This window comes from Mesorhizobium sp. WSM3864 (genome assembly GCF_002294955.1).
In the GTDB taxonomy this organism is placed as follows: domain Bacteria; phylum Pseudomonadota; class Alphaproteobacteria; order Rhizobiales; family Rhizobiaceae; genus Mesorhizobium.
On record NZ_NSGD01000005.1, the window covers coordinates 191,273 to 211,069 of the forward strand.

At 63.7% G+C, this 19,797-nt stretch carries 17 protein-coding genes; 13 read left to right on the forward strand and 4 right to left on the reverse strand.

What is annotated here, in order from left to right:
- The first annotated feature begins 9 nt into the window (after positions 1-9).
- The 7 genes from CK215_RS13665 to CK215_RS13695 all read left to right on the forward strand — a co-directional run bounded on the left by CK215_RS13665 (position 10) and on the right by CK215_RS13695 (position 7,172).
- Positions 10-1,023, forward strand: a complete 1,014-nt coding sequence (locus tag CK215_RS13665) for a glycosyltransferase (protein WP_095777026.1) — start codon at positions 10-12, stop codon at positions 1,021-1,023.
- A 127-nt stretch (positions 1,024-1,150) separates the two neighbouring features.
- Positions 1,151-1,543, forward strand: a complete 393-nt coding sequence (locus CK215_RS13670; protein WP_095831332.1) for a hypothetical protein — start codon at positions 1,151-1,153, stop codon at positions 1,541-1,543.
- Positions 1,544-1,673: 130 nt separating this feature from the next.
- The gene (locus CK215_RS13675) at positions 1,674-2,546 is read left to right on the forward strand and encodes a glycoside hydrolase family 16 protein (RefSeq protein WP_067003444.1); all 873 of its coding nucleotides are present in this window, start codon (positions 1,674-1,676) and stop codon (positions 2,544-2,546) included.
- Between the two features lie 135 nt (positions 2,547-2,681).
- On the forward strand, positions 2,682-4,013 hold the full coding sequence (locus tag CK215_RS13680) for a UDP-glucose/GDP-mannose dehydrogenase family protein (RefSeq protein ID WP_095831213.1): 1,332 nt from the start codon (positions 2,682-2,684) through the stop codon (positions 4,011-4,013).
- A 107-nt stretch (positions 4,014-4,120) separates the two neighbouring features.
- Complete coding sequence (locus CK215_RS13685; RefSeq protein ID WP_095831214.1) at positions 4,121-5,566, forward strand: GMC family oxidoreductase; 1,446 nt, start codon at positions 4,121-4,123, stop codon at positions 5,564-5,566.
- A gap of 11 nt (positions 5,567-5,577) precedes the next feature.
- Positions 5,578-6,021, forward strand: a complete 444-nt coding sequence (locus CK215_RS13690; RefSeq protein WP_067003730.1) for a hypothetical protein — start codon at positions 5,578-5,580, stop codon at positions 6,019-6,021.
- Between the two features lie 71 nt (positions 6,022-6,092).
- Positions 6,093-7,172: a glycosyltransferase gene (locus CK215_RS13695; protein WP_095831333.1), complete on the forward strand. Its 1,080-nt coding sequence runs from the start codon at positions 6,093-6,095 to the stop codon at positions 7,170-7,172.
- 122 nt (positions 7,173-7,294) lie between these two features.
- On the opposite strand, the gene CK215_RS13700 is transcribed toward CK215_RS13695, so the two are convergent.
- Both CK215_RS13700 and CK215_RS13705 read right to left on the reverse strand, forming a co-directional pair.
- The gene (locus CK215_RS13700; protein ID WP_095831215.1) at positions 7,295-8,317 is read right to left on the reverse strand and encodes a phosphoribosyltransferase; all 1,023 of its coding nucleotides are present in this window, start codon (positions 8,315-8,317) and stop codon (positions 7,295-7,297) included.
- Positions 8,318-8,398: 81 nt separating this feature from the next.
- Positions 8,399-9,895, reverse strand: a complete 1,497-nt coding sequence (locus CK215_RS13705; RefSeq protein ID WP_095831334.1) for a lipopolysaccharide biosynthesis protein — start codon at positions 9,893-9,895, stop codon at positions 8,399-8,401.
- 195 nt (positions 9,896-10,090) lie between these two features.
- Between CK215_RS13705 and CK215_RS13710 the strand changes: the two genes are divergently transcribed.
- The 6 genes from CK215_RS13710 (at position 10,091) to CK215_RS13735 (ending at position 17,683) form a co-directional block, all read left to right on the forward strand.
- Positions 10,091-11,263, forward strand: a complete 1,173-nt coding sequence (locus CK215_RS13710; protein ID WP_095831216.1) for a glycosyl transferase family 1 — start codon at positions 10,091-10,093, stop codon at positions 11,261-11,263.
- A gap of 25 nt (positions 11,264-11,288) precedes the next feature.
- Entirely contained in the window at positions 11,289-12,278 is a 990-nt protein-coding gene (locus tag CK215_RS13715) for a glycosyltransferase family 2 protein (RefSeq protein ID WP_095831335.1), read from the forward strand.
- Positions 12,278-13,222, forward strand: coding sequence for a glycosyltransferase (locus CK215_RS13720; RefSeq protein ID WP_095828119.1), 945 nt, complete (start codon positions 12,278-12,280; stop codon positions 13,220-13,222). Before CK215_RS13715 ends, CK215_RS13720 begins: the two co-directional genes overlap by 1 nt.
- The gene (locus CK215_RS13725; RefSeq protein WP_095831217.1) at positions 13,212-14,162 is read left to right on the forward strand and encodes a glycosyltransferase family 2 protein; all 951 of its coding nucleotides are present in this window, start codon (positions 13,212-13,214) and stop codon (positions 14,160-14,162) included. Before CK215_RS13720 ends, CK215_RS13725 begins: the two co-directional genes overlap by 11 nt.
- Before the next feature lie 75 nt (positions 14,163-14,237).
- Entirely contained in the window at positions 14,238-15,134 is an 897-nt protein-coding gene (galU, locus tag CK215_RS13730) for a UTP--glucose-1-phosphate uridylyltransferase GalU (protein WP_067003460.1), read from the forward strand.
- 167 nt (positions 15,135-15,301) lie between these two features.
- Positions 15,302-17,683 (forward strand): polysaccharide biosynthesis tyrosine autokinase, encoded by a 2,382-nt coding sequence (locus tag CK215_RS13735; RefSeq protein ID WP_095777034.1) that lies wholly within the window; start codon positions 15,302-15,304, stop codon positions 17,681-17,683.
- A 30-nt stretch (positions 17,684-17,713) separates the two neighbouring features.
- Here CK215_RS13735 and CK215_RS13740 read toward each other — a convergent pair whose 3' ends face one another.
- Entirely contained in the window at positions 17,714-18,430 is a 717-nt protein-coding gene (locus tag CK215_RS13740) for a metallophosphoesterase family protein (RefSeq protein ID WP_164747572.1), read from the reverse strand.
- A gap of 246 nt (positions 18,431-18,676) precedes the next feature.
- Positions 18,677-19,756 (reverse strand): acyltransferase, encoded by a 1,080-nt coding sequence (locus CK215_RS13745; protein WP_095831218.1) that lies wholly within the window; start codon positions 19,754-19,756, stop codon positions 18,677-18,679.
- Between the last annotated feature and the right edge of the window lie 41 nt (positions 19,757-19,797).

Genomic DNA, 19,797 nt, shown 5'->3' on the forward strand with positions numbered 1-19,797 from the left:
AGGTGAATCATGGCCGTGACGACCCCAAGGGTCTGCGTCATCATCGCCGCCCGCAACGCGGCGCGGACCATACCGGTCGCCATCGCTTCGGCTCTGCGCGAGCCGGAGGTGGCGGAAGTCGTCGTGGTCGACGACGCCTCCACCGACGACACACAGAACGTGGCGCGCGCCGCCGATGATGGCAGCGGTCGGCTCAAGGTGATGCGTCTCGACGTCAACCATGGTCCGTCCTTTGCGCGCAACGCCGCGATCAAGGCTTCCGTTTCGCCTTTCATCAGCATCCTCGACGCCGACGATTTCTTCCTCGAAGGGCGTTTCCGCCGGCTGTTTGCCAACGCCGACTGGGATTTCGCGGCGGACAACATCATGCTGATCAGGGACGATGCCGCGACCGACCCCACCAAGGTCGCAGCTCCGTCCTTCGCGCCAGAACCGCAATTCCTCGACTTCGAGCGTTTCATCGAAGGCAACATTTCTCGCCGCCGCGTGCTGCGCGGCGAACTGGGCTTCCTCAAGCCGGTGATCAGCCGGGCGTTCCTCGATCGTCACGGGCTGAGCTACGATGAAAAGCTGCGGCTCGGCGAGGACTACGAGCTCTATGCGCGCGCGGTCGCCTGCGGCGCGCGTTTCAAGATCATCAAGTCCTGCGGCTATGGCGCGATCGTTCGTGCCGACTCGCTGAGCGGCCGCCACAGGACGCAGGACCTGAAGCGGCTTGCCGATGCCGACCTGGCCTTGCTGGCGCTGGGCAACCTGCCGGAGGGCTCGAAGGCCGCGTTGCGGCGCCACGAGCGCCATGTGCGCGACAAATACCGGCTGCGGAATTTCCTTGACGTGAAGGCGGAGCGCGGCCTGGCATCGGCCGCCGCCTATGCCTTGGCCAGCCAGTCCAATCTGATCCCGATCGTTCGCGGCGTGGCGGCCGACAAGCTGGACGCCTTGCTCCGCCGCGCCGGCATTGCTGCAAAGCAGGTGCCGCCGATGCGCTTCCTGTTGCCGGCAACAAGTGCCGCAACGGAATGATCCGACAAAAGCGGTCAGCGCGGGCGCCGTTCCCAAAAAAATCCGCTTTCCGAAACTACGAGGTTGCCTACTTGCCCCGAGAATGGCAAGCTATGCTGCGGTGCAGCAATTTCGAAAGGCCGATCGAATGGCTTCGATTTTTGGCTTCAGATCCAGGGATCCGGCTCGTGACCGGCAGACCGATCTCCAGTGGCTCGACCGTCTGGCGAAGCTGTTCGACCAGATCTCTGCCGAGATCGAAGCGGAAAAGACCGGGCTGGAGAACCGCTATCGGTCGACGGCGACCAACGCCGCTTTCCTGGTCGAGGCAATGGAGAACGGCTCAGCGTCGACAGACAAGTCGTCGGATGTCAACACGATGACCGGCGCGATCCTGAATTACGAGCGGCGCATCGCCGAACTCACGCGCCAGAAAGGTCTGATGAAGGAACTGCGTCATTCGCTCGACGCGATTGTCGACGAAAGTGTCGGGCAACCCGGTTCGCAGGGCGCACAGGCAAGGTCTGCGGGCAGAGGCTGACAGCACGTCCAGGCGCGGTCATAGCTGCAAAACATTAGAGGGGTAAGAGGCGGAGGATCAGAAGCGGCTCTCTGGAGGCGGGCCAGGAATGACTTTGGGTTGGGGCGGACAGCACAAAGGTAAGTTTGTCATGAACGCATATCCGAACGACACCTCCACCGCGGCTGCTTGCAGCATGCCGCGCGCGAATTCGAACAGGTCGAAGACGCTTAAGCTCCGGCTCGCCGGCGCATTGCTTGCGGCCGCGGCCGCTATTGTGGCACCGCCCCATAAGGCGCATGCCGAGGAGATGCAGAGCGCGCCGTCCTTCGTCGACAATTTTTCGAATTTCGACCGTTCGCGCTGGTTCGTCTCCGACGGCTGGAGCAACGGCAATCATCAGAACTGCACATGGTCGAAGGACCTTGTCCGGCTTTCGGACGGCGTGCTGTCGCTGAGCTTCGAAAAGCGCAAGCTGAAGGATCGCGAGTTCGCCTGCGCCGAGGTCCAGACCAAGCAGCGCTATGGCTACGGCGTCTATGAGGCCCGGATGAAGACCGATACCGGATCCGGCCTCAATGCCGCCTTTTTCACCTATATCGGACCGCAGGACAAAAAGCCCTGGGACGAGATCGACTTCGAGGTCCTCACCAAGGACCCGACCAAAGTCCAGGTGAACAGCTACATCCAAGGCAAGCCGAAGAACGGCAAGCTGGTCGACGTCGAAGGCGGCGCCGATAAGGGCTTCAACGACTATGGGTTCGTCTGGGAGAAGGACCGGCTGCGCTGGTATGTCAACGGCAAGCTGGTCAACGAGGTGACCAACCCGGACGAATTGCCGACCAATCCGCAAAAAATATTCTTCAGCTTGTGGGGCAGCGACAAACTGACCAACTGGATGGGCGCCTTCGCCGATCCCGGCCGCAAGGTGACCATGCAGGTCAAGCGCATCGCTTTCACAGCGCTCGGCCAGCCGTGCCAGTTTCCGGAGTCGCTGGCATGCACCATAACCAACAGCAACTAGGCATGTCCCCCAAAGTAGGAACTGGTTTTGGGATGCGGATCATGCCGAATATCTAGGCCTCCATACAGGGCCTGGGGGACATCTTAACTGGCCGGGCCGTCTTTGCGGCCCGGCCTTAAACAGGAATAGAACCAAATGAATTTGACAGTGTTTGGAATTGGCTATGTCGGTCTCGTCCAGGCCGCGGTGCTTGCGGAAGTCGGGCACGAGGTGGTGTGCGTCGACATCGACGAAGCGAAGGTGGAGCGGCTCAACCAGGGTTTCATCCCGATTTTCGAGCCAGGACTGGAAGCTCTCGTCAAGGAGAACCACGCCGCCGGCCGCATCCGCTTCACGACCGACGCGGCCGCGGCGGTCAAGCATGGCCAGATCCAGATGATCGCGGTCGGCACGCCCCCTGGCGAGGATGGCTCGGCCGACCTGAAGTACGTGCTTGCCGTCGCCGAGGCCATCGGCCGCGAGATGGACGCGCCCAAGATTGTCGTCGGCAAGTCCACCGTGCCGGTCGGCACCTGCGAGAAGATCAAGGAAAGGGTCGCCCAGACGCTGAAGGCGCGCGGCCGCGAGGACCTGACTTTCGACGTCGCTTCGAATCCGGAATTCCTCAAGGAAGGCTCGGCAGTCGCCGACTGCATGAAGCCGGACCGCATCATCGTCGGGACGTCGAGCGAGGCCACCGAGGCGGTGATGCGCGAGCTTTACGCGCCGTTCAACCGCAACCACGAGAAGATGATCGTGATGGATGTCCGCAGCGCCGAGTTCACAAAGTATGCGGCCAACTGCATGCTGGCGACCAAGATCAGCTTCATGAACGAGATGGCGAACCTCGCCGAACAATTGGGCGCCGACATAGAGGAGGTGCGCAAGGGCATCGGCAGCGATCCGCGCATCGGCTACCACTTCATCTATCCCGGCCTCGGCTATGGCGGCTCCTGCTTTCCCAAGGATGTGCGCGCGCTGATCAAGACCGCCGAGGGCGTCAAGTTCGACGCCAAGCTGCTGCGCGCCGTCGAAGAGCGCAACAACGCGCAGAAATCGGTGCTGTTCGACAAGGTCAACCGCTATTTCCAAGGCGCCCTCAAGGGCAAGACATTTGCGCTGTGGGGCCTGGCCTTCAAGCCGAACACCGACGACATGCGCGAGGCTCCGTCGCGCACGCTGATGGAGGCGCTTTGGGCCGCCGGCGCCAAGGTGCAGGCTTACGATCCGGAGGCCATGCAGGAGTGCCAGGCCATCTACGGCCAGCGCGAGGACCTTCTCTTGTGCGGGACCAAGGAAGCGGCCCTGCGCGGCGCCGACGCGCTTCTCATCTGTACCGAATGGAAGAGCTTCAGGGCTCCCTCCTTCGACGCGCTCAAGGACGCGCTGTCGACACCGGTCATCTTCGACGGCCGCAACCTCTACGACCCGAAGGTCATCGCCCGCTACGGCATCGAATACCACTCGATCGGCAGGATGGCGGCATGACAGTGTCCGCCGCCAGCTTCCCGCCGCATGGCTCCGGCGAACGACAGTGGGACCGACAATGATGGAGGGTCGATAATGATCGTGCGCGTTTCGGGAGATTCGATCTGATGGTGATGGACGTTCAGCCCGAACAAATCGCCAACGAGCATTTCGACCTCGTCGTCATCGGTTCCGGGTTCGGTTCAGCCTTTTTCCTGCATGAGTTCCTGAAGCGGCGCAAAGCCCGGGTCTTGGTGCTGGAATGGGGCCGCCACAACACGCATGAATGGCAGCTTGACCAGAACGCCAACACCGACATAGACGACGAGAGCACTTATAAGACCGACAATGCCGACAAGCCGTGGAACTACACGATCGGCCTCGGCGGTGGCACCAACTGCTGGTTCGCGCAAACGCCGCGTTTCCATCCCAACGACTTCAGGCTGAAGAGCACATACGGCGTCGGCAACGACTGGCCGATCAGCTATGACGAGCTGGAGCCGTTCTACTGCGACGCCGAGGAGGTCATGTCGATCTCCGGCGACCCCGACATGGCCCGGATGCTGCCGCGTTCGCGGCCGTTTCCGCAGCCGCCGCACCGCATGTCGACGCCGGACCGGATGATGAAGGCGGCGCAGCCGGAGCAGCATTTCGTCATGCCGACCGCCCGCGCCCGCGTCGCGACGGCGCAGCGCAACTCATGCTGCGCCAACCTCAGATGCTGGCTGTGCCCGGCCGACGCCAAGTTCACCGCCAACAATGGTTTGATGCACGTCTTCCAGCACGCGGACGTGTCGGTTTGCTTGGGCGCCGAAGTGCGGCGGCTCGACCGTTCAGCCGGCTCGGTGCGTTCGGTTGCCTTCTTGCGCGACGGCAAGGAATACTCGGTCAGCGGCGATCTCGTCATCCTTGGCGCCAACGCCATCCAGAGCCCTGCAATCATGTTGCGCTCGGGGCTCGGCGGCGAATTCGTCGGGCTCGGCCTGCACGAATCCTATGGCTGGAACTACGAGGTCTATCTCGACGGCGTCGACAATTTCGACGGCAGCACCATCACCACGGGCCTGAATTTCGGCCTCTATGATGGCCCGCATCGCGCCGAGCACGCGGCGGCGCTGGTCTATTTCGAGAACCGCTGGCAGCACGGCATGCGAGCCGAGAAGGGGCGGCTGCGGCAGGCGCTGCCGCTGGTCATCGTCACCGAAAACCTGCTCGACCCGGAAAACCGGGTGATCCTCGACAAGAACGAGAACGCCTTCGTCAGCTTCAAGGGTGCCTCCGACTATGCAACCAAGGGCATGGCCAAGGCGCTCGAGAGGCTGCCGGCGCTGCTCAAGCCTCTTCCGGTCGAGCAGATATTCGATCGCGGCATAAGGCCGACCGAATCGCATGTGCAGGGCACCTTGCGGATGGGCACCGGCCCGGCCGACTCGGTGGTCGACCGCGACATGATCCACCACCAGCTCCGGAACCTCGTCGTCGTCGGTACCAGCACCTATCCGAGCTGTTCCTGCGCCAACCCAAGCCTGACCGCCGCGGCGCTTTCGCTGCGGGCGGCGAGCCGGCTGGCATGAAGGAGGGGTCGATGAAGATCACGCGACGCACCGCATTGGCCGTTGTTGCCGGCGGCATTGCTTCGACCGGCATCGCCGCTGCGGCCGTATCGTCCTTCTCGGATGAGGATCTGGTCCGCATCACGCTCGAGAAATACTTCGGCCCGCTCAACATGCGCATCGAGCACCTGCAGCAATTCGTGCTCGAATTCCGCAACCGCAACCCGTGGATATTCCCGAGCGAAAAGCTGGCGGACGCGGTGACGCTTTTGGAGACCGTGAGGCTCGACAGGGCGCGCGAATTGCTGCCCAGGCGCAAGCAGCAGGATGTCGGCAATTTCGAGCGCTGGGTCATCGCCGAGTTCCACATGCTGACCGATTATGCCTGGCGCAGCTCGCCCAATGATCCGATCCGCTTCACCGGCTGGCATCCATGCACCAATCCGTTCGCCAATCTCGAGCAGCAGACTGCCTGACACTGCCCGCCGGCATGTTTGCCGGCAAGCCAGGAAAACTGGCCAAGAAAAATGTGACAAGGAGCCGAACCATGAAAGTTCTCTTCGCAGGCGGAAACGGCTATCCGCCGCAATTCAGCGGCGGCGTCCAGTCGAGCACCCATCATCTGGCGGAACAGTTGATCGAACACGGTCATGAGGCATCGGTGCTTGCGGCTTTGTTCGGGCAGGGCATGTTCGGATACAAGGCGCGCGCCAAGATGAAGCTCCTCGGTCAGCGCGCCGTCCTCGACAATTTCCCCGGCTATCCGGTGGTGCGCGCCTGGTTCCCCTGGGAAGCGGTCGCCTTTGCCGTAAAGAAGCTGCAGCCGGACGTAGCGGTGGTGCAGTGTCACAAATCGGTTCCGCTCGGCAAGGCGCTGGAGGCCGAGGGCGTGCCGCTGGTGGTCTATCTCAGGAATGTTGAATTCCATGAACTCGGGGGCGATCTGCGCGAGCTGAACTCGGCGTCTTACATCGCCAATTCCGAGTTCACGGCGCGCACTTACAAGCGCGAGTTTGGCATCGATTCCACGGTGATCCCGCCGACGATCAATCCGGCCTCTTACAGCACGCCGACGACGGGCGAGTACGTCACCTTTATCAATCCCTACGAGGAAAAGGGTTTCGAGCTGGCGGTGCGGATCGCGGCCGCCTGCCGGGAGATCCCTTTCCTGTTCGTCGAGAGCTGGAAGCTGGATGACGATCACCGCGCCCGCATCGCGGAAACGATCGCGCCGTTCTCCAATATCAAGCTCGAAAACCGCACCGACGACATGAAAACTCTCTACGGCCGCACCAGGATCCTGCTGGCGCCGAGCAAATGGGAAGAGGCGTGGGGTCGCGTTGCCTCGGAGGCCCATTGCAGCGGTATTCCCGTCGTCGGCTCGCGGCGCGGCGGCCTGCCCGAAGCGATCGGCTCGGGCGGCGTCGTGCTGGACTATGACGCGCCGCTCGAGGACTGGGTCACGGCGCTCAGGCGGCTGTGGAACGATCGCGAGGAATATGAGCGGGTCTCAGAAGCCGCGCTCACGTTCTCGCAGCGCCCGGAACTCGATCCCGAGCGCCAGTTCGCCACCTTCTTCGCCTTGCTGGACAGGGCTGCCAGGCAGCGCGCCCGGCGCGCTGCTTAATGCATTTCGCCCAGAAGTCTGCAGCGGTTCTGCGCAACGACAGGCATCGAAACAACGACTGAAAAGCGCGTCGACCGAATTCGATTCGGCGCGAGGCACCTTAGTTCCGCGTAAGGCTTTGCTTACGCTGGCCTTTTGACCCGGCTCTTCAGCATTTCATAGGCGCGTTCGCCGAGCAGGGCGCGCGCGGCGGTCTTGATGACCTTCTTGCGCCCTTCGGGCGAATTGATCTGCCTGAGCCGTGCCGGCAGGTTGCGGGCCGCCTGCTCCAGCGCCGGCAGGGAAAACGCGTCGGGAAAGCTCACGATATTGGTTTCGACGCACAGCACCGGCTTGCCCGATAGCTTGGCGATCTTGAGCGCCTGCTCGTGCTCGCTCTCGATGAACAGGATGGCGTCCGACTTGCGATAGAACTCGGCCTTGAAGCTGCCATGCGCTCCGAGTCGCTGCCGCTCGGCTTTGCTCGGCAAGTCGAGCATGACGAGATGGTCATATTTGATCTCGTGCTTGGCGAGCCAGGCTTCAGTCAGCTTGCGGTACTTTTCCAGTCGGCTGGTCACCAGCCAGCCGATCTTGCGCGTCGGCCCGAGCAGCGGCCGCGCTTCGGTGAGGAATTTTTCGTAGGCCGGCCCGTCGTCATTCTCATCCGCGGTCGGATCGAGGCAAAGCACGCCGTCTATGTCGACGCAGCATTGCTCGAGGAAGACGTGATGCATGAAGTTCCACTGGAACATCCTGGGATGCGGCACGACCTCGAAGACGATGTCGGTTTCCTTGTGCTGCGAAATCAGGCCGAACACGGCCGCGTAGACGAAATCGCCCGGGATGCCGGCAGCCGCGATTTTGCTGCGCGCGTCGCGCATGGCGTTGCCGCCGCTGACGCTGTCGTCGATCACCAGGATCTTGCGCATTTCGGAATGCTGCCGATCGAGCGCCGCGCGCCGCTTGGTGACCCCCGAGGTGTAGATCTTGCCGGCGAGAAAGCTGTCGAGATCGGTCATCGGGATATTCGCCGTCAGGCTGACCAGCGTCGCGGCGAGGATCCCGCTTCGCGGCACGCCGACCACCAGGTCGATGTCGCGCGGCAGCCGGTGCAGGTTCCGCGCGATCGCGTCGTTCATGTCTGAGATCGATCGGTAATTCATGCTGTTGCCTAACCCTCAAAAATCAGCAGTTTTGGGCTGCCCGGCCGCGGCCGGAATGCCTGGCGGTTTGCGCCGGCAAGGTCATTTCGCCTCGCTGGGCGCGGGGGAAAACCCGCGCGCCGGGATCAGCCGCAGGGCCTCCCGAAGCGCCTCGCGGCCGGCGCCGAAGGCGAGCGCGACGATGATGGTGACGACATAGGACAGCACCGCGCCGCCTGCGAGAGCGATGATGGGCTGCGCCGGCAGCATCGGCTTGGCGACCCAGACCAGGGCCAGCGCCAGATGCGCGCCGAGCACGAAGGGGGCGGCTGCGTGCAGCACATGGCTCGCCCGCAGCGGCCCGGCCTTGCCGACATAGAGCCAGAGGAAAGGCGTCCGCAGATATTCGCTGACCGCATAGGCGACCGCGACGCCGAGCGCGCCATAAGGCAGGCCGATGGCGAAGGCCAGCACCGAGGTGACGGCGGTGATGATGCCCCAGCGCATGAAATCGCCCGAACGGCCCTGGCTGACGAACAGCCATCCGGCCGGATTGTTGAGCGGCTGCAGCAGGCCGGCGAAGCCCAGCGCGAGGAAAATGTTGGCGCTCTCCCGCCATTGCGGGCCGAGCACGAAAGGAATGAGCGTATCCGACATGGCGGTGGCGAAGGCCACGCCCGGCAACGCCACCAGGAGGATCAGCGGCATGACGCGCAGATAGGCGCTGCGATAACGGTCCGGCTCGTCCTTCAGCCGCGAAAGTGCCGGCACCATCACCTTCGACAGCGGGTTGGTGATCTGGCTGAGCGGGAAAAGCAGCAGCTTGTAGGCGCGATCGTAGAGGCCGAGCTGCGCCTCGCCCCAATATTTGCCGATCAGCACATTGTCGAGATTGCGGGCGAAGAAATTGGCGAAGTTGAAGCCGGTGATGCCGGCGCCGAAATTGATCAGCTGGCTGATGCCTTCGACCTTGCGCGGCAGCCCCGGACGCCAGCGCGATGATGCCCAGTAGCAAAGCGTCGGCAACACGGCGCCGGTCAGCGTGCCGGCAAAAAGCGCCCAATAGGATCGGTCGATGAAGGTCCAGGCGATCGAGACCACAAGGCCCGAAACGGCGCTGGCTACGTCGATGATGGCGAGCCGGCTGAATTCCATGCGGCGCGTCAGCAGCGCCAGATGCTGGGCGCCGAGACCATAGGCCATGATCTGCAGGCCGAAGGCGGCAACCAGCCCGGTGACGCGCGGCTCGCCGTAGAAGGTGGCGACCAGGGGAGCCGCCGCGGCAAGCACGCAGGCCAGGATCGCGCTCACCGCCGTGTTGATCCAGAAGAGGTAGTTGACCTCCTCGTGCCGGATGCCGGTTTTCTGGATCGTGGCCTGGGTCAGGCCGAAATCCTGGAACAGCGCGATGAAGGCGAGCACCGGCGCGCACATCGCCACGACGCCGAAATCCTGCGGCGACAAAAGCCGCGACAACACGATGACCGACACGATTTGGGTGGCGACCCGCACGCCCTGCGCCATCCCGGTGACGACGGCGCCGCGCCCGACCGATCTGCGCAGGGAGCCCTCGGGCGGATCGAATGCACTGGTTTCCAAATTCTGGATTCCTGATTTTGCGCCAGTCATCATCGCGACCGGCGCCCGCCGCCATGCACAAACTACCGCAAGAGGTTTTTGCAGCGCAACAAAAAATGTGCGGCGATTGCTACGCTGCACCAAAAATGTTGCGATGCAGCAAAAGCTGTACTAGCATCCCCTCTTGGGTGGCGGGCCCAAAAGCGGTCGAGTTTCATGCTGCATGTCTTGTACCTTGTGCATGACATATCCGACCCGGCGGTGCGCCGGAGGATAAAAATGCTCAAGGCAGGCGGCGCCGGGATAACCCTGGCGGGCTTCCGTCGCACCTCCAATCCGATCGCCGAGATCGAAGGCATCAAGCCCGTCGACCTCGGACCGACGCGCGATGGCCGATTCGCCCAGCGCATCGGTGCAGTTGCCAAGGCCGCCATGTCGATCGGAGCCAAATTCGCGGGCCTGGCGCGACCCGACCTGATCATCGCGCGCAATCTCGAGATGCTGGCGCTTGCCAGCCGCGCCAGGCGCGCTTTCGGCGCCGGCGTGCCGATCGTCTACGAGTGCCTCGACATCCATCGGCTGGTGTTGCGCAACGACCTGATCGGCAAGACGCTGCGCGGCGCCGAGCGCCATCTGGCCCGCGACGTCAAGCTTCTGGTGACCAGCTCTCCGGCCTTCGTCGCCAATTATTTCAAGCCGTTCGGGCAAATCGCGGCACCGGTCGAGCTGATCGAGAACAAATATTTCGACACCATGCCCGTGCCGGGGGATCATCGCCGCGAGGACGACAGTCCGGCGGCGCCGCCTTGGCGCATCGGCTGGTTCGGCGCGCTGCGCTGCCGGCGCTCGCTGGAACTCCTGGCCGAGTTCACCCGCCGGCAAGATGGACGCTTCGAAGTGGTGCTCAGGGGGCGTCCCGCGCTCTCCGAATTCCCGGATTTTCATGCCTTTGTCGAAGCCGAGCCCTGGCTTTCCTTCCGCGGTCCCTACCGCAATCCGGAGGACATGGCGACGATTTACCGCGAGGTGCATTTCTCCTGGGCAATCGATTTCTTCGAACAGGGCCAGAATTCCGAATGGCTGCTTCCCAACCGCCTCTACGAAGGCTGCCGCTTCGGCGCCGTGCCGATCTCGATGGCGAGCACCGAAACCGGCCGGTTCCTCAAGCAGCAGGACATCGGTGTGCTTCTGTCCGAGGCCACGTCCGAAGGACTCGACACCGCGCTCGGCCGAATGGGTCAGGAACACTACGGCAAGCTGAAGTCGCGGGTGCTGGCACGCAATCCGCGGACCTGGAGCTATGACCGCAGTGATTGCCTGGCTTTCGTCGACAAGCTGCGCGGCCTGACCGCCGGTCGCGGAAGCTTTGCGACCGAGGCGCTGGCATAGGATGGCTAAGAATGGACAAAACCCGATGACGCGCACGACGGCATCGAGCCTGATCGTCATCCCCTGCCTCAACGAGGCCGCTCATATCGGCGGGCTGCTCCAGCGGTTGCTGCCGGCCGCGGCGCGGCTCGGCGCGCGCATCGTCGTGGCCGACGGCGGCAGCACCGATGGCACACAACGCATCGTCGAAGATCTCGCTGCGGAGGATCCACGCGTCATCCTGATCGCCAATCCGAAGCGCATCCAGAGCGCGGCCATCAACCTTGCGGTGGCGACCTTCGGCGACAACGCCGACTATCTCATCCGCATCGATGCGCATGGCGGATATCCCGCCGATTATTGCGACAGGCTGGTCGAGGAAGCGCATGCCACGGGTGCCGATTCGGTCGTCGTCTCGATGCTGACCAGCGGCACGGGCGCGGTACAGAAAGCCGTGGCGGCGGCGCAGAATTCCAGGCTCGGTACCGGCGGCTCCAAGCACCGCCACATGTCGGCCGGCGAGTGGGTCGATCACGGCCACCATGCGCTGATGCGCATTGCCGCGTTCCGCGCGGTGGGCGGCTATGACGAGAGCTTCAGCCACAACGAGGACGCCGAGCTCGATCACCGCCTCCGTCTGGCCGGCTACCGCATCTGGATGAGCGGCAAGACGCAGATGGTTTATTATCCGCGCTCTACCTTGAAGAGCCTGTTTTTCCAATATCTCGGCTATGGCCGCGGCCGCGCCAGGAACGTGCTCAAGCATCGCATGATGCCCAAGTTGCGGCAAATGATCCCGCTGCTGGTGTTTCCGGTGGTCCTGATGGCGCTCTTGTCTCCGATCTTTGTGCTGGCAGCCGTGCCGTTTCTGGTGTGGGCGGGTGTCTGCCTCGGTTACGGCATCCGGACCGCGATCAGCCAGCGCAATCCCGCCATCGCGTTGGCCGGCGTGTCGGTGATGGTCATGCATCTGGGCTGGTCCATGGGCTTTTGGCTGCAACTTTTCGGCCCGCAGCCGTCGCGTGAGGCGACGTGATGGCTGCGAAGAAGAGCGGCAGCATCGACATCTGCATCTGCACTTTCCGCAGGCCGGAGCTTGCCGACACGCTGCGCTCCATCGCCGCGCTGGAGAACCCCGCCGGTTTCGAGATCGGCATCGTCGTTGCCGACAATGACGACGAGCCGAGCGCGCAGCCGCTGGTGAAGGCGCTGGCGCAGGAACTGAAGCTGCCGATCCGCTATCGCCACGCGCCGGCGCGCAACATCTCGATCGCTCGCAACGCCTGCCTCGATGCCAGCGTCTCGGACCTCGTCGCCTTCATCGACGACGACGAGACGGCTTCGCCGGGCTGGCTCGTCGAACTCCTGGCGACCGCGGAGGCGACCGGCGCGACGGCCGTGCTCGGGCCGGTCCGCGCGACATATCGCCAGGACGCGCCGGACTGGATGCGCAAAGGCGATTTCCACTCGACCTTGCCCGTCTGGGTGCGCGGCGAGATCCGCACCGGCTACACCTGCAACGTCCTGCTCAGGATGACCGAGGAAAGCCTGCGCAACCGGCGCTTCAGCCTGGCGCGTGGCCAGACCGGCGGCGAGGACACCGAATTCTTCGATTCAGTGGTCAAGTCCGGCGGGCGCATCGCCTTTGCCTCCCAGGCCTTCGTCGACGAGGTGGTGCCGAGCTCGAGGGCCGCCTTCGACTGGCTGCGCCGCCGCCGCTTCCGCTTCGGGCAGACGCACGGCCATCTCATCGGGCGCAACACCGGCGGCCTGCGCCGCGTCTGCCAGATCGGTCTCGCCTCGGCGAAGGCGGGCTACTGCTTCGGTATGGCGCTTTTGGCCGCAGTCAGCCCGGTGCGACGGAACCGCAGCATGCTGCGCGGCATTATGCATCTCGGCGTCGTCAGCGGTTTGGTCGGAGTCCGCGAAATCCGCCAGTACGGCATCACTCCGCAGGAAGGGGAAAAGCGTGCAGCCTGACGTCAGCTTCGTCATCGCCGCTTACAACGCCGAGGCAACTCTCGACCGGGCGATCGCCAGCGCGATGGCCCAGCGCGATGTCGCGATCGAAGTCATCGTCGTCGACGACCGGTCGAACGACCGCACGCTCGATGTCGCGCGCGCTTATCCTCAGGACATCGTCAGGGTGGTCGCTCTTCCCGCCAACCGCGGCCCTGGCGGCGCCAGGAATGCCGGGCTCGATCTGGCCCGCGGCCGCTGGGTCGCCGTGCTCGATTCCGACGATGCCGTCCTGCCCGGCAGACTGGCGGCCATGATCGCGCGGGCGGAGAAGGCGGGTGCCGAGATCGCGGTCGACAATGTCCAGGTCGTGCGCGAAGACGGCACGCCCGAAGACATGATGTTCCCGACCGGGTATCTCGAAGGGCTCGGCGAAATCTCGCTGACCGACTATATCGCCGGCAACATCGTTTTCGAGTCGCGCTTCAACCTCGGCTATCTGAAGCCGATCTTCCAGCGCCGTTTCCTGGACGAAAATCAGCTCCGCTACGACGAGAAGCTGCGCATCGGCGAAGACTACATTCTTCTGGCGAGCGCGCTGGCCAAAGGCGGCCGCTGCGTGGTCGAGCCGACCGTCGGCTATGTCTACCATATCCGCACCGGCTCAATCTCGCGCGTGCTCGAGTTGCATCATGTCGAGGCGATGGCCGAGGCCGATGCCACCTTCGCGGCCGAGCATTTCATGGACGACGGCGCCAAGGCGGCTTTCGCCAGACGCGGCCGCAGCCTGCGCAAGGCGGCCTCGTTCCTGTCATTGGTGCAGCACATCAAGGCGCGTGCGCCGCTGAAGGCGATACGCACGGCGCTCAGCGATCCGGCCGCGGTCCGGCATATGTCGATGCCGATCGCGGTTCGGCTGAGAAGGGTTGCGGCACAGTTTGCCGTGGGCACGGGGAGGTGAAGCATGCAGGCGCATGGAATGCGGTTTCATAGCCAGCGATAGGTAAAAAAGCGATATCCTCAGAAGGAATAAGCGATGCAGAAAGTCAGGAAGGCAGTCATACCGGTGGCGGGGCTCGGAACGCGGTTCCTGCCGGCGACCAAGTCGATGCCGAAAGAAATGCTGCCCGTCGTGGACAAGCCGGTCGTGCAATATGCCGTGGACGAGGCGTTCGAGGCCGGCATCGAGCACATCGTCTTCGTCACCGGCCGGAACAAGGCGGTCATCGAGGACTATTTCGACCTGCACCCTGAACTGATCGGGACGCTCGAGCAGACCGGCAAGAAGGCGCAGCTCCAATCGCTGGAAAGCCTGCTGCCGGTAGCCGGCGCCACCTCCTTCATCCGCCAGCAGTCGCCGCACGGTCTCGGCCATGCCGTATGGTGCGCACGCGACGTGATCGGCAACGAGCCCTTCGCGCTGCTGCTCCCCGACATGGTGTCCTTCGGCGCGCCGGGCTGCCTGGCGGAAACCGTCGACCTCTATCAGCGGACCGGCGGCAACGTCATCGCCGTCGAGCGCTGCGATCCTTCGGAAACCAGCAAATACGGCATCGTCGGCCGCGGCGCCGAGGTGGCCTCGGGCTTCGAAGTGACCGCCATGGTCGAGAAGCCGGCCCCCGCCAACGCGCCGTCGAACTTCTACATCAACGGCCGCTATATCCTGCAGCCGGAGATCTTCGCCCTGCTCGGCACCCAGCAACGCGGCGCCGGCAACGAGATCCAACTCACCGACGCCATGGTTCGACTGGCTGAAAGCCAGCCTTTCTTTGCCCAGCCCTTCAACGGCCGCATGTTCGACTGCGGCTCCAAGGAGGGCTTCATCGAGGCCACCATCGCCTTTGCTCTGGCGCGCGACGACATGAAAGGACCTGTCTTCGAAATGCTGCAGCAATTCGTCCGGTCGCACGAGCGCCGGGAAGTAGCCGCATAATGCCCAAATTTTGGGTGCATATGCGAAATCGCGATGGCGCGACAGCCGCGCAAGCGCTTGGCCTTCTTGGCCAGGCGCTCCGTGGCACGAATGTTGCGTGGCCTTTTCTGGTAACGACGACCCTCTTCGAAGGCCGGTAGCGCCTGCAACCTGGAATTGGACCGACGATGAATTATGCCAACTTTCCTCTCGACAAGAGGATGCCATTGCCCAGCACCGAACCGGAAAAGGGTGAAGACTTCATCGACATCGAGCGTCTGCTTGGCATGGCCGCCCGGCAGGCCAAGGTGGTGGCGGTCTGCGCCGTCATCGGTCTGTTCCTGGGTGTGATCTATCTCCAGACGACGCCCAAGCAATACACCTCCCTTGCGAGCGTGCTGATCGACGACGGCCTGAACAAGGTCGTGGACGACATTTCGGCTGTCAGTGCCACGCAGCAGACGGATGCGACGATCCTCAGCCAGATCGAGATCCTCAACTCGGCGCGGCTGGCATCGGAGGTGGTCGACAAGCTGAAGCTGGACCAGAACCAGGAATTCATGAACCCGCCGCAATCGGCTTTGGCCCAGGGAATCGGATTCTTGCGCGGCATCGTCGGCTATTTCCGCAGCGGCGGCGGCAACCAAATCCCCGGGATCGAGAATGTCGATGCCGCAACGCGCGAAGCCATGATGAAGGCGGCAACCCATGACTACGCGGTCCTCGTGCTGCAAACCGGATTGATGGCGGATCGCAACGGCCGCAGCAATGTCATCAGCATCGGCTATCAGTCGACCAATCCGGCTTTGGCCACGGCCATCACCAAGGCCTATGCGGACGCCTACCTTGCCGACCAGCTCAACGCCAGCTTCGACGCCACCGAGCGCGCGGCCGTTTGGCTGCAGGGCAGGTTGACCGAACTGCGCGAAAGCTCGCAGGCAGCTGCGCTGGCGGTCGAGAAGTTCAGGGCCGAGCACGGGCTTTCCGCAAACAGCGACGGCCAGTTGCTCAGCGACAAGCAACTCGCCGACCTGAACGCCCAGCTCATCGTCGCGCAGGCCGATACAGCCCGCGCCAGCGCCCGCTACCAGCAGTACAAGGCGATCGTCGACAGCGGCTCCGAAAGCGCCTTCAACGATTCGGCGATAGCGGCCGATCAGCCGAGCAGCTCGGTCATCATCGCGCTGAAAACCCGCTATCTCGCGATCGCCAAGCGGTTGCAGGACGTCGAGAACAACTTCGGCAAGGATCACCCGCAGGCGGTTGCGCTGGCCAAGGAGAAGGCCGACGTCTCGGCGCAGATCTTCGGACAGCTGAAACAGATCACCGAAAGCTACCGAAACGACTATCAGGTGGCGCAGGCGCGCGAGACCGCGCTTAGGGAGAAAATCGCCACCCAGGCAGGCAAGAGCTCGATCGACAACCAGTCGCAGGTCAGGCTGAAGGAGCTCGATCAGCAGGCGCAGGCGCTGACCACGCTCTATCAGACTTTCCTTAGCCGTTACGAGGAAGCGTCGCAGCAGCAGTCATTCCCGGTCGGCAAGGTCCGCATCATCTCCGACGCGTCGATGCCTCTCACCGCCTCGGCTCCGCGCACCTTGCGTGTGCTGGCGCTCTCGCTGGTGCTTGGCCTCATGCTCGGCGCCGGCTGCGGAGGCCTGAACGAATTCAACGAGCGCTTCTTCCGGACAGGCGAGGACATTCGCGACCGTGTCGGCCTGAAGTTCCTCGGCTATCTGCCGACGATCGGCGGCGGCAAGGCCAAGGAGTCGAAGCCGGACGACTTGCCGGCCGACGGCAAGGTCACCAGCCTGTCGGCCGCCGAGAAACGGGCGCGCATGCGGGTGAGCCTCGATGCGCCGGCCTCGATGTTCGCCGAGACGCTCCGCAACGCCAAGATCGCTTTCGACGTGGTGATGGAAGACAAGGGCAGCCGGGTGATCGGCGTCATCTCCGTCCTGCCCGGCGAAGGCAAGTCGACGGTTGCGGCGAACCTCGCCGGTCTGCTCGCCGCCAACGGCGCCAAGACTTTGCTGATCGATGGCGACCTGCGCAATCCGGGCCTCAGCCGCAGCCTCGGCATGGAGTCGGAGCACGGGCTGATGGAGGCGGTGGTCAATGGACAGACCTGGCAGTCGGTCGGCAAGGTCGACCGCCAGACCAAGCTGGCGATCATCCCGGCCGTGGTGCGCGGCCAGTTCTCGCACACCAGCGAGCTTCTCGGCTCCGCCGGCATGCGGCGTTTCATCGAGAACGCCAAGGAGACATTCGAATACATCATCGTCGACCTACCGCCGCTCGGCCCGGTGGTCGACGCCAAGGCCTTCGCGCCGTTGGTCGACGGCTTCGTGCTCGTCACCGAGTGGGGCCGCACGCCACGCGCCATGGTGCGCTCGATGCTGGAGTCCGAACCCTACATCGCCGAAAAGATCACCGGCGCGGTGCTCAACAAGGTCGAGCTGAAGAAGCTGGCGAAATACGGCTCTCTCGGCGGTTCGGAAAAGTTCTTCGACCGCTATTCGAGTTACTACCTCGAGAAGTCGGAATCGCGCGCCAAGCAGGCCGCCTAAAGCAGTTCATCCGACGAAAAGCCGCGGCGGTTATTCTCCGGTCGACAGCAGCCGCCCATATTTGCCGACGATCCTGAGGGCGGTCAGCCGGCCGCTCTGGAAGGCGCCGGTGTCGATGCCGAGCCGGCGCCCGTCGAGCGTCGGAACGTCCACGATCGTATGCCCGTGCACGACCCAGCGATCGAGGCGGTGCGCCGCCGCCAGGAACTCGGATCGTATGTTGAGCAGGTCGGCCTCGTCCTGCGCTTCGAGCGCGATGCCGGGCCGGATGCCGGCATGGACGAAAAGGAACCGCTCCGAACAGATCATCACCGGCAGCGTGCGCATGAAGGCGACGTGGGTGGCCGGAATGGCCTCGCGGATACGCTCGTCTACCTCTTCGCTCGATCCATACAAATCGGCCAGGCGGTCGGGATCGATACCGTAGGAGAACAGCGTTTCCCGTCCGCCGACGCGGAGCCACGGCTCCAGTGACAGATGGCCGTCGAGATAGGCGAGCATCGCCACTTCGTGGTTCCCGGCAAGGCACACACGCATGAAACCTTCTGGCGGCGGCGCCATCAGATGCTCGACCACGCGCCGCGAATTGGGCCCGCGGTCGACATAGTCGCCGAGCATGATGATGATCTTGCGGCCGCGGAACTGCAGCGCGTCGAGCTCGATCTTCTGCTCCAGCGTGCGCAGCTCGTCGTAGCAGCCATGCACGTCGCCGATCGCGTAGACCACCGTGTCGCGCATATCCATCATCAGCCGTTCGCGCGGCAAGGGCCGGGGTCGTCTCGATCGTTGGAACAGGCTCACGGATTGAGGCTCGGTACTCAAACTAGGGTCATGCCACGGAGCGTGGACCAGCCTCGATATCATGTCGAATGCAAACATTTCCACACCGGGCTGCTCGATGCACATCGCCAAAAAGGCGCAGCGGTCTTGGCAAAACGACGTGCATCAATACCCCGAAAAGCGTCGCCTGACTCCGTTTCAGCGCGATGCGCTTTAGGCTGCTTTGAGCCGATAGCGGAAAAGCGTGCGGTCGAGCAGCATCCGGACGCGCGGCTCGGCCTCGGCCGCCACCAGCCAGCTTGCCGCGACCATGGCGGTGCCGACGATCGGGATCGAAACCAGATATGGCACGCCGGCGCGGATCAGGACGCCGAGCAGCGCCGCGCCGACGACATCGTGGATGAGGTAGAGGGGATAGGTCATCAGTCCGATCCGGCGCCAGCCGCCCCAGGAAAGGTTGAGGCGCAGCGACCAAGCCATCAGCGCCACCGCGGCCAGGAAGATGATGATCGGCGGCGCATAGGGCATCGCCGCTTCCACCTTGATGCTGTGCACGTCGACCGAGCTTACGATCTGCAGCGCTCCGCTGGCGAGAAACAGCGCCGAGAAGCAGAGCCGTGCCGCTGTCACCGCCTTGAAGCGCATCAGCCAGATGAGCACGCCGACCGCGAAGAACGCGCCGTGATGCACCAGGGTGAGCTGCAGCCAGCGCGCCTCCGCGAGATCGGTCCAGCCGAAGGCGAAATAGAGACACCAGAACAGCGTGCTGAGCAGACCGATGATGACGGCGACAGCTTCCATCAGGTCGAATCGGCCGAACCGCAGCAGGGTCCAGACGATGGCGTAGAAGGCGATCTCGATGCCGAGCGTCCAGTAGACACTGTCGACCCATGGCTCGAACGGCACGAACAGCGCCGTGCGGGCAAGTCGCACCACGGCATCGGTCGGCCAGGAAAGACCGACCATCAGCAGCACGATCGCGGAGATGGGCGCGCAGACCCAGACCGCCGGCGCCAGCCGTCTGACACGGGCCTCGAAGAACTTCAGCGGCGTCGAATTCTCGGCGCTGAATGCGATGACGAAGCCGCTGATGACGAAGAACACCTGAACGCCGACCCAGCCGGAGCCGACAAACGCCATTTCGGGATGGGCAGGGATGCCGCCGGTCGAGCGCGCCGACACGCCGTCGGGAAACGCCCATACCCAGAAGCCGTAGTGATAGAACATCACCATGACGGCGGCGAGGAAACGCAAAATGTCGACGCCGCCGAATGTGGTCTTGTGCTGAGCCATGCCGTGCCTTCGGAACGGCCCCCCGGCCAGACTTCTAGGGG